At 53.1% G+C, this 11,411-nt stretch carries 5 protein-coding genes and 2 rRNA genes; all 7 read right to left on the bottom strand.

The features are described 5' to 3' along the window. Window positions 1-61 precede the first annotated feature (61 nt). Complete coding sequence (locus tag AC5DDB_RS29450; RefSeq protein ID WP_491743350.1) at window positions 62-1,366, bottom strand: hemolysin family protein; 1,305 nt, start codon at window positions 1,364-1,366, stop codon at window positions 62-64. 115 nt (window positions 1,367-1,481) lie between these two features. After that, window positions 1,482-1,976, bottom strand: a complete 495-nt coding sequence (ybeY, locus tag AC5DDB_RS29445) for an rRNA maturation RNase YbeY (protein WP_491743349.1) — start codon at window positions 1,974-1,976, stop codon at window positions 1,482-1,484. Then, window positions 1,976-4,435, bottom strand: coding sequence for an HD family phosphohydrolase (locus AC5DDB_RS29440; RefSeq protein WP_491743348.1), 2,460 nt, complete (start codon window positions 4,433-4,435; stop codon window positions 1,976-1,978). The genes ybeY and AC5DDB_RS29440 overlap by 1 nt, the downstream gene beginning before the upstream one ends. Before the next feature lie 68 nt (window positions 4,436-4,503). Further along, window positions 4,504-5,505: a PhoH family protein gene (locus AC5DDB_RS29435; RefSeq protein WP_491743347.1), complete on the bottom strand. Its 1,002-nt coding sequence runs from the start codon at window positions 5,503-5,505 to the stop codon at window positions 4,504-4,506. A 179-nt stretch (window positions 5,506-5,684) separates the two neighbouring features. After that, window positions 5,685-10,154 carry an outer membrane protein assembly factor BamB family protein gene (locus tag AC5DDB_RS29430; protein WP_491743346.1) on the bottom strand — a complete coding sequence of 1,490 codons (4,470 nt, stop codon included), beginning with the start codon at window positions 10,152-10,154 and terminating at the stop codon, window positions 5,685-5,687. A 160-nt stretch (window positions 10,155-10,314) separates the two neighbouring features. Continuing rightward, window positions 10,315-10,424 (bottom strand): 5S ribosomal RNA (gene rrf / locus AC5DDB_RS29425). A 127-nt stretch (window positions 10,425-10,551) separates the two neighbouring features. Further along, window positions 10,552-11,411: ribosomal RNA gene (locus AC5DDB_RS29420) — 23S ribosomal RNA — on the bottom strand; the annotation flags it as partial.

Raw genomic sequence — 11,411 nt, 5'->3', positions numbered from 1 at the left:
ATCCTCAATCCTCAATCCTCAATCCTCAATCCTCAATCCTCAATCCTCAATCCTCAATCCTCTACCCCTCATCCGCAGCGGTGGCGGCCAGGGTTCGATCACGTTCGATGCGTAATTTCTGCACGCGACGTTCGTCGGCTTCTAGCACGGTCACGCGAAGTTGTCGCCAGATAAAATCTTCCCGGCTCTTGGGAACACGGCCCATGTGATTCATGGCGAACCCGCCAATTGTTTCGAAGTCGCCGTCCTCCGGGAGATCGAATTGAAAGTGCTCGTTGAGATCATCAATGTGAACCCGGCCTTCCACCTCGACAATATCCGGTGAAATCCGCCGGAAGCCTTCTTCTTCCTCGGGATCGTATTCATCGGTAATTTCACCGACAATTTCTTCGAGAATATCTTCCATCGTGACCAAACCGGCGACACCGCTGTACTCGTCGATCACGATCGCAATGTGGATGTGCTCTTTCTTCATCATCTCCAGCAAGCGATCGATCGGCGTTGTTTCTGGGATGTAGATCGGATCACGGACGAAATCCCGGAGTACCGCTTCCTTTTGCTCACCGTTACTAACGTGCCTGAGAAGGTCTTTGGCGTAGAGAATCCCGATAATGTCGTCGATGGTTTCTCCCACGACCGGCAACCGCGAGTGACCGTGTTCCAAGAAAACTTCGCGGGCTTCTTGCACGGAAGCTTCGACATGCACGGTCCGCATATCAGTTCGCGGCGTCATGACGGCAGCGACATCTTCGTCTTTGAGTTCCATCACACGATGGATCATCGTACGGGCTTCGTGATGCAACAACCCTTCCCGTTGCCCTTCATCGACGACGGTCCGAATTTCCTCGGTCAGCATATCGATCCCGTGATTCGGTTCCGGGATCCCGGCGAGGCGATGGGAAATCGTATCGAGCTTCCAGGCAAAGCCGATCAACGGTTTTGCCAGATAGTGAATCACCTGCACAGCTCGCCAAAAACGTGCCAAAATCGGCTCACCGGCAACCCGCGCTAACGACCATGGCAAAACGACTGCGAAGCAAATCAGCAGACAGAACGCGATCAGAACTTCGCCAACCAAGGCGACCCACGCCCAGACATCAGTCGGTCGACTAAAATGCGTGAGATATTCGAGCGTGAACACCCCGACCAGCAGCGTGGCCGTCACCGTGCTAACGATTTCGACTGCCAACAACGCCGTCTCGTATTCCCGGAGAATCTCCCCGAAACGTCTTGGCAATCCGTGGGATTTGCAATATTCGTCTAGTCGGCTGCGGGAGAAATCTCGCAGGCAGTAGGCCACTAAATTCGTGAACAGGAACAAAGCCGCCAGCAAAACCAAGGCTGTCGACAAAACCCAAGGGTTCAACTCTGTCTCCCCTTCCAAGAAATCGAAAGATGGGAAACCGAATTGTCTGCGTCAGAGGACGCGATTGGTATTGTTTCGACGCCATCACAGCGATCGAAATCTAGAACTTTCCCCATCACCGAATCTTACGAATAATTTGAGGCATCCCACACAGACTGAGCATCTGCTGTTCCCGAGATTGCATGATTTCACGTTCGCTGTCGGAAAGGTCGTCATAGCCGGCCAAATGCAGCAACCCGTGAACGACATAGAGTACAAACTCTTCCCACGGACTCCAAGAGAAATCTGCCGCGGATTGCTTCGCCATTTCCGCACTCACGATAATTTCACCCTCAATCCGTTTCCCCCGCCCGCGAGGCACTTCCTCGTCTGGGGTTGGCTCGGGGTCGCATTCGAGCAGAAAACTGAGAACGTCGGTTTCGTAATCGTGCTCGAGGTACTGTCGATTCAATTCGTGGATCGTCGGGTTATCGACAATCGCGACACTGATCTCCGCCCCCGCAACTTCCTCTTCGACCAACACGGTCCGGATAATATCTTCCAAGACTTCCGCATCGATCGGCAAACAGTCCTGTGAGTCGGCAATCTCGATGACATGCTGCGGGACCATTATGCGGAATCTTTTCGTTGTTGCGGCGTTTCGTCGGAGGCGTCTTCGCTCGGACTTGGTTCGTTGGGTGTGTCTTCGCCGGATTTTTGTTCGGGCGGCTTATCGGATGCTTTTCGCGTTGCAGGTGAATCGTCGCCAACTTTCTTGGGCGTCGGCGGTTGATCGGGGTACTTGATCCGTCCGTGATAAATCCCAATGAGAGATTTGATGAGCGACTCTTCAACGATTCGAATTTCCGTCAGCGTCAATCCGGATTCTTCGAACTGCCCATCGAGCAGCTTCTTCATCACGATTTTGTTGACGAGGTTTTCGATACTCGCCGGCGTGGGTTCGCTGAGTGTCCGACTCGCGCTTTCCACCGCATCCGCCAGCATCAACACGCCGGCTTCTTTCGCTTGGGGTTTCGGCCCGGGGTAGCGGAACATCGACTCGTCCGCATCGGTCCGGTGATCGGGTTGTTCGCTGGCTTTCCCTTGGGCTTGTCGGAAGAAAAACTCGACGAGGGTGGTGCCGTGATGCTGTTCGATAAAATCGACCAATTGTCGAGGCAAGTTGTGTTGGTTGGCTAAGTCGACACCGTCTTTGACGTGCCCGATGATGATCAACGCGCTCATCGCGGGTGCCAGTCGGTCGTGTTTGTTCTCTTCGCCTTTGCGAGTGTTTTCAATGAAATACTGGGGTTTGAGCATCTTCCCGATATCGTGGAAATACGCCCCGACTCGCACTAGCAACCCGTTCGCGCCGATGGCATCGGCGGCCCCTTCCCCGATTGACGCCACCGTCATCGAGTGATTGTAAGTTCCCGGTGCCCGCCGCACGAGTTCCTGCAACAACGGATGAGACACATCGCTCATTTCCAGCAAACTGATGTCCGTCACCACGCCGAACAGCGACTCGATAAACGGCAAACTTCCCGCTACCAAATACCCAGCAGCCACACACCAGGCGGCTCCCCGAGCACTCGCCTTGATCAATTCCCAATCCGTCCAGGCATGCATGTAAGTTTGATGACTCACAACGCCCACGCCTAAACTCACCAGAAAATAGACCAGCCCCGACCACAGACCGACTTTGATCAACGTCGATCGAGACGGAACTTGCGATAGCCGCATAATGCACGTTGCGGCCACACTCATCAGTACGATGAACTGCGGCAAATTCGCCCGCGTGGAGACCGTGAGAATCAGACACAACGATAACGCCGTGAGGGTGGCGAGAACTTGTCCGTAGGCAATTGCAAAGATCATTACCACCGCAGCCAACGGAATGACTTCCGCCCGCCAGGGGTCATAAGACAACCAGCGACCAATCAATACAGCGATCAACATCGTTGACAGGAATAGAATCAGCGAAGACGGTTTTGTCAGCAATCGCGATTCATTCCGCACCACGTAGTAACCATTGAGCACCGCCAGCACCACGAGCAAGACCAGAATCGTCCCCACGCGAACCATCTGTTCCATGGGCGTCGCGAGTTCTTCCATGGCATCGAACTCGGCTTGTAGAACCTCCAAGCGGTCGGAATCAATCACGCCGCCGGGTTCCACTAGCACATCACCCCGGTGGTATTCGTCATAAACCGGGTCGGCCGATTCGCGAGCATTCCGACGTGCCAGTTGCGTGGCTTCGTCGTTGTATTCCAACGTGATCGGATTGCGGAACGTCAACCAACGTGTGAGGAACCGTTCGAGTCGGTTTAACTCCGGGAAACTCTGCCAGGTTTTTCCCAACTGCCCGGTCTTGCCAAGGACTTCATCAAGCTGGACATTGTTCGGAAAGACAACCACCCGCGATCCCGGGGTGTCGTCTCGCACGACTGAAATCATGCTTTCCGGCGGAATTTGATAAGTATCGAAGACTTCGGGATCGGCCAATCCCGAGCGTTGGATCGGTTGAATGAACTGCTCGAACTCGTTGATCAACGTATCGATGCGGTTGCCATCCACACCATCTTCGGAAGCCACTAACGCTTTGAGTGTGGAGAACTCGGTGTGCATATCCATGCCCACTTGAGGCATGTCTTGAGCTGTCAAACCGAACGCCGCACGTGTTTGGGGCGATAATTCTTCGACCGTATTCGCATTCGCGACCTCGGACAGGTCCGAACGCAATCGCAACACGAGTTCATCGAGCGATTCCCAATCGTGATAGAAAATCGGCAACACGCCCGACTCGGCATTGTCCCGAGCGACATAAGTTCGATAAATATCGAGCCGACGAAAATCGATTTTCGCCAGCAACCCATGGGAAACACGATCACCCAGTCGATAGGGAAACGGCGTTCGCCACGCCTCGACCGCTGGCAAAAACAACAACACCGCTACCACTAACAAGCCGAGTTGCCAAAGGGCCTCCCGGTTGCGGATCGTCACATCGAACCACCGCCCCATGCCCGAAGACGGTCGCAAGGTTGCGGCACGCGAGGTGCGAGTTGTTTTCTTGGGACCGAACAACGGCATCAGAACCGGCTTTCAACCAATCGCAAAGAGGTCACTCTCGTATCAGACTGTTTCGCTACAACCACAAACTACGGTTTCCGTGTTTTCGACTTTGAGAAGGAAGAGCGTTCGCGATCGCCGTGTTCTCCTTCATCGTATGCATCGACAATTTCCCGAACCAAGCGATGCCGTACAATGTCGCGACCACCCAGTCGCACCACGCCGACACCATCGATTCCGCCAAGACGATGTACCGCATCAGTCATGCCCGATTTGACATTCGAGGGCAAATCTAACTGCGTGATATCACCGGTGACAACAATTTTTGATCCTTCCCCCATCCGCGTGAGGAACATTTTCATTTGGGTAACGGTCGTGTTTTGGCCTTCATCCAGAATGATGAATGTCTGATTGAGCGTTCGCCCCCGCATGAACGCCAATGGCACGATCTCGACAACATCGTGTTCCATGTAGCGTTTGACTTGCTCATAATCGAGTATATCGTGCAACGCATCCAAGAGCGGACGCAAATACGGATTGACCTTTGCCAGCAAATCTCCCGGAAGAAACCCAAGTTTCTCACCAGCTTCGACCGCCGGACGAACCAATACGATTTTCCGCACGGCTTCCGTCCGCAATGCATTGATGGCAAGCGCGACGGCAAGATACGTTTTCCCGCAACCCGCTGGACCGATGCAAAACGTGAGGTCGTTTTCCTCGACCGTCTTCGTGTACTCGGCTTGCCCGGGAGTTCGCGGGCGAATTTGCTTTGCTTTTTCAAAGACGTTTATAAACGTATCGGGCGAATCCGTCGTTGCCGGAGTTGCCGGAGTTGCCGGCTCCACGCCTAACACACGATCGACTTCCGCTTCCGGCAAACGCCCCCGCTGTTCCACATAGGCGTGTAAAACGGTGACGATCTCTAGCGCCCGTTTGACTTCTTCATCAGAACCACTGAGACGAATTTCATCACCGTGCACAACAACATCCACACCGGTCTCGTCGCGGATGCGTTTCAGAAACCGATCCTGAGGACCAAACAAGATGCGGATGTGATCATGATTTCGAAAAGCGAGTGAGGTTTCAGCCATATTGGTTTTACGGTGGAACACGAATTGAAAGCGATCCCGAATTCTAACCCGCACATGGGACTACGAAAAGCAGTGACCTGCCGCATTCTGACCGGATTTTTGAATCCTGAAAACTTCGTTTTTTCAGACTTGCATTCCGTGACAGAGTTGCAACCACCAACCAGTGATCACAACACCACTTACAGCGGAAGTCCTTCTTCAAAAATTCGTCGATCCGAGAAATCAATCGTGACCTGAGTGCGTAGTCCTTGCAGGAGAAGTTGTCGTGCCATCGGCTCGTATTCGACATGAACGATACGGTCTGGCAGGATATTGTCGGCGATAGCCATTGTTTGGCCAGTGTCTCGATCGAGAATTTCTACCAACAATGCCTGACGACGATTCGATTCGCGATCGCGAACACGACTGATCATGACCAAAAACGGCAGATCGAAGAACGGCAACTCCAAGATCGAGCGTTGCGGGATTTCACGTCTCCACAAGATGCGATTCGACTCGACGTCGATCGAAATCAGTTCACCCAGCACGCTTTCCGCCGGCAAAAACGTGTCGCTGGCGTAGTAACTGAACCAATCGCCAAGGGCCTGCTGAAACGGTTGATGCAAATTGACATAGTACCGTCCGCCGCGACGAAACACGCGAAGATAGTTGACACGTTGCAGGTCCTGCACCGACAACGGCACTTCCACCTGAATGTGATCGCGTTCGACATCCAGAATTCTCAAGACAAAGCCTGTTTTTGGGCCCTCCAATTTGCGTGGCAAGACGATCGCTAATTCCCGGTCAGGAGTGACGGCCGAGAATACACGCCCCGCGACGGGTTCATCGAGCGGATGTCGGTTTGAAAGCGGGTCCCAAATCCGCATGCGTCGTCCCGTCGGTGTTGTCGCCACGTAAAACAATTTTCGCCCGAACGAGCGGCGAATTTGATTGACGTCCAGTTGCAACACTCCTCGATGGAGTTCGCGACCTGTCCGCGTTTGCAGCACCTTATACGTTTGACGATCTGCCCCAAAAACGACGAGCACTTTGTCATCACCAATAATCCCACCATCGGGATCGTTTTTCAGCCCCGACTCTGGGTCATCGAGTTCACGTTCCCATTGAACAACTCCCGTTCGCGGGTCGACACAGTGAATGGCTCGTTGCGACTGAAAAACACAATAATCCAATCCGTACGGCCCAACTCGCGGAACATACGCCGATGGAATTTGCAGCCGAGTTTTCCCGGCCCAAAGCGGTTTTTTCCGTTCGAGTTCCAACAACGACAGGCCAAGCATTTCCCCGGGTCCGCCAACGGGGAGAAAATTTCCGGGCTGAGACATTTTCGAACGCGACGGAAACGAATTTCGCGTCGGAATCGGCAAATGTCCCGCAACATAGCCGGTTTGACGATCAATCGCCGCTACACCCGAAGGACCGATATCATGGTCGACAAGATGAAACGGCATGTTCGAAGGCAGTAAAAACCGGGTGCGATAGCGGCCGAACGATTTCTCCAACGCCTCCACATTCGTGACCCAATTCGATGATCGAATGCGAACAGACTCGACCGTCTCGGCCGGTCCCGACATTTTTCGCGTCATGTTCAGAATCGAGTCCTGTTGCAGACGTTTCGTCACATTCGCAACCGATTCCCCCGTTGAGAGTTGCACATCCGCCGGCAAATTTTCTAAGCGTTGCCACTGTCGGCTGGCCTCATAATACAGCCCAAGCTCCTGATACATTTCGAGAAGCCGCACTGTGGCGGTGGCTTTGACGACGGAATCTTCCGATTGTTGATTTCTCAGCCAAATTAATTCCGCCGCATTGAACTGGCCACTTTGCTTTTTCAGTTCAGCCAGTTTCTCCCGAACTGCGTCAGCTTGCGGCCGATCACCAAATAAAGTCAAAAATTGCATCAACTGCCGCGAATTGTCGGCCGTCAATGCATGTTGTTGCTGTTGTTCGATGTCGACATGAGCCCAAACCTGCTCGAAACCAACATCTTTGATCAGCCGTTCCATCAAATCCTGAGCGTATGTCGGGGGGGATAGCCAATGAGTTCCGTCTGAACGAACTGACATCGGCATCTTTGAATCCGACCCGGCTAACTCCGTGGCCGTCTTCAACACACCGACAATGTCACGACTTTGGAGTAAAAACTCCGCCTTCTGCACTAAGAATTTGGCTTGCTCGGTCGGGCTATCCGCTAATTTCGCCAACCTGGCGAGAATCTCATTCCCCTGTTCCGGCTCACGTGCCAACTGCCAGGTCAGTAGTTTTCGCCAAATCGAATTTCTTCGCTTCAATTGTGCCGGCAAAAAACCATCTCGGTTCTGCAATGGTTCAAAAGACTGCATCGCCCGCGGATAGTCACCGGTTAACAATTCGAGTTCCGCGACCAACAACCGATGATCGATATTTTCTGGATTCGCCTTCAATGTTCGTCGGGTCTCGACGAGAAGTGGCCTGGTCTGCGGATAAACTGTCAGCCCTTCATAATTCACGGAAGCCACAAATTCTCCGACCGGAATCAGATTTCCCGGCGGACTGGCCGAAGTTTCCGCGTCGGCGGTTTCCACAATCCCGCGTTCTGTGCCTGTGGCGATATCAAAAGCTGCAATCGCCCCGTTCTGGAGTGGTAATAAATATTGGTCACCACTGGCGAAGCCGGTTCCTGAAGGTGCTCCATATCGGACTGACCAAACTTCCTCGCCAGTTTTCGTCGCTAACCCGCGACACCCCTGTCGGCCCACGACCAAAATAATATTTTCTTTGATCGCCCCGATGTAAAAATCACTCTCTCTGCGAGGGGCTCGCCAGATTCGCTCACCAGTCTCGACATCCACGCAATGCAAGTGCGGAGTATAAGGAGACGTAAAATAAACGCGTCCATCGGAAATGTGCGGCGTTGGTGGAAAAACCGCATCGCCCTGAGCTGCGACTCGGTGGCGAGTTGGCCCGCCAAATTCCGTTTGCTCTTCAACCGAATACGCCCATTTCAATTGACTACGGAACGTATCGATTCCAATCCACAAATGTGAACCCGTTGGACACACCAATGTTCCCCCGGCGTATGCCAGCGGTGTCGCGGAAAAATCTTCCGTCGGTTGCGACACTCGTTGCAAATTGTCTTGATAAGCCAACGCCTGTTTCCATCGAATCTCTCCCGTGACTGGAGCGATCGCCAATATATTCACTTGGCCTTCAATTTCGACCGAGGCAAACAGTTGACCATCGATCGACAACGGTGGACCGAGGATGCGAAAAGACTCGGAAGCATCCAGATTCGGGGCGACTTCGTTCCGTCCAATACTCCAAACCGGTTCGTTTGCCGTTGTCTCGCACTTCTCGGGAAGTCCGAGCGATAGCGCGACCAGACGATGGTTCGGTGTGACCGGCAATGCGATTCCTAAATCGAGTTCCACCTTTTTGTCGATCTCAGGTCGATCTTCCACAAAATAAACCCGATGGCTATCACACGCTAACTGCCCCCGAATGGAATTGGCAGCATAAATTGAACTTAACCCGAATGACTGTTGGCGTTGCCGACGAAACCCGTTCGGCTGCGTCGACAACCGTAGCCGTTCGGACAGCGAAACCGGTTCCCGATAACGCCAAACCGATTGACCGTCCGATGCCTGAATCGCATGGACAGACTCGAAATCACGAAATATCACGAGATCACCGACTGCAACCGCCTGATTAGCGACAGCCAACGGTCGCAAGTCATTGCCAATTTGTTCGATCCATTGATCGAGTTGGCGACGGAACTCTGGTCCGGCTTGACTCGCGAACGAATGACTCGAAATCGGTCTCAATAACGGAATGCTGGCGACATGATTCGGGTTCCGCTCGCGATTTCCAAACGCAACCGGCCAGTCCGTCTCCCGCGAAGGGGGAAATTCCTGCAGCGGTAGAGAACTTGCAAACCCCGCGAGCGAGACAAGTTGCCCAGCGACACGCGTCTTCTCATCACGAAATCGTCGCAAAAACTTCTGGACGACATCGTTATTTCCCGCGGACGCAGCTGCAAAGATCGCTTTTGTCGCAAATCCAATCGACAAACGTTTGCGATGCCGCGGATTTTCGAAAACGGCGTCAGCAATCTGCACCGCGGTACCAAAGTCGCCGCGGTCGATTGCCGCCGACATCAACCGATCCGCTGCCTGGAGACCAGCCCTCGTATGAAAAAAGCGGCGAACGACCATCGACCACCGATACTGATCCGGGAACTCGGTCGCATCTTCCAGCAACCGGTCGGCATCGACACCGACTTGTCGCTCATACGTCGAGAATGAATTGTTATCCAACTCTTCAATGTAGCGATCGGCTTCGTTCCGCAACGAAGTGACCCGTCCACTTTTCTCACTCAAGAAAAAGTAGTCACTGGGAAGATCGAGAATCCGTTGGAGCCCTGCTAATCCGCGGATCAACTCGCCGTTCTGTAAGTCGGCATCGACACGATCCAGAATCTGCGCCGCGATGCGATCCGTCACTAAGGATGGATCCAGCTGTCCCACTTCTTCTGAAGACGGTTCCGTATTGGGTTGAGCATGCAGTTGAGACATCGTCGAGTGACTACCACTGACAGTGGCGATCGCGATGACGATCATCGGCAACCAAGCTTGTAGAGAACGAAGCACGTGGAAATACAAGGAAAACATTCGACTCCTTCCCGATCGATCAACACGTCATGAGGTCATTGTACGACCTTCGCGTGTTGGAAACGAAGTGTATTCCGAGATCGAGCACAGTTTTGCTTGTCATTCCGTTATTTTAGCGCGCACAAAAAAACCCCACGGCGTGAACCGTGGGGTTTAAAAGATCCGGCAATGACCTACTTTCGCACTGTTGGGCACTATCATCGGCCCCACGAGCTTTACGATCGTGTTCGGAAAGGGAACGAGTGTGGCCTCGTGGGTATAGTCACCGGAATTAGCAGATGTGCCAGCAAAGCCGCTTTCATCTGCCGTATAAAAATGGTGGTAGAGTTAAAGAGTGTTACCCTTGCTTTTTGGTTTTGATCCACTGACTCAGCTCTATTGAGAGCCAAAAATCAATGTGGTCAAGCTTTCGTCCGTTAGTACCGGTCAGCTGAGATTGTTACCAACCTTACACATCCGGCCTATCGACCTGGTCGTCTTCCAGGGGACTTCAGAACAAAGTTCAACGAGACCTCATCTTGGGAAAGGCTTCGTGCTTATATGCTTTCAGCACTTATCCTGACCGGACATAGCTACCCTGCGGTGCCACTAGCGTGACAACAGGAACACCAGAGGTCCGTCCCTCCAAATCCTCTCGTACTAAAGAGAAAATCCCTCAAGTCTCGTACGCCCACAGCAGATAGGGACCAACCTGTCTCACGACGGTTTAAACCCAGCTCACGTACCACTTTAATCGGCGAACAGCCGAACCCTTGGGAGCTTCTTCACCCCCAGGATGTGATGAGCCGACATCGAGGTGCCAAACCACTTCGCCGCTATGGACGCTCGGAAGTGATCAGCCTGTTATCCCCAGAGTACCTTTTATCTGTTGAGCGACGGCCCTTCCACTCGGAACCGCCGGATCACTAAGCCCGACTTTCGTCTCTGCTCGATCCATCGATCTCGCAGTCAAGCACCCTTCTACCTTTACGCTCTTCGCCTGATTGCCAACCAGGCTGAGGGTACCTTTGGGCTCCTCCGTTACTCTTTGGGAGGAGACCGCCCCAGTCAAACTGCCCAACTGACACTGTTCTCATCTAGGATTCACTAGTACAAGTTAGACACCTAACAGGCTCAGGGTGGTATTTCAAGGATGGCTCCTCCGATACTGGCGTACCGGTCTCATAGCCTCCCACCTATCCTACACAAAACATGCCAAGTGACAATATCAGCCTACAGTAAAGGTTCATGGGGTCTTTCCGTCTTGCTGCGGGTACG

Source organism: Thalassoroseus sp., from assembly GCF_984380535.1.
This window is presented reverse-complemented; position numbering and strand designations above follow the sequence as displayed.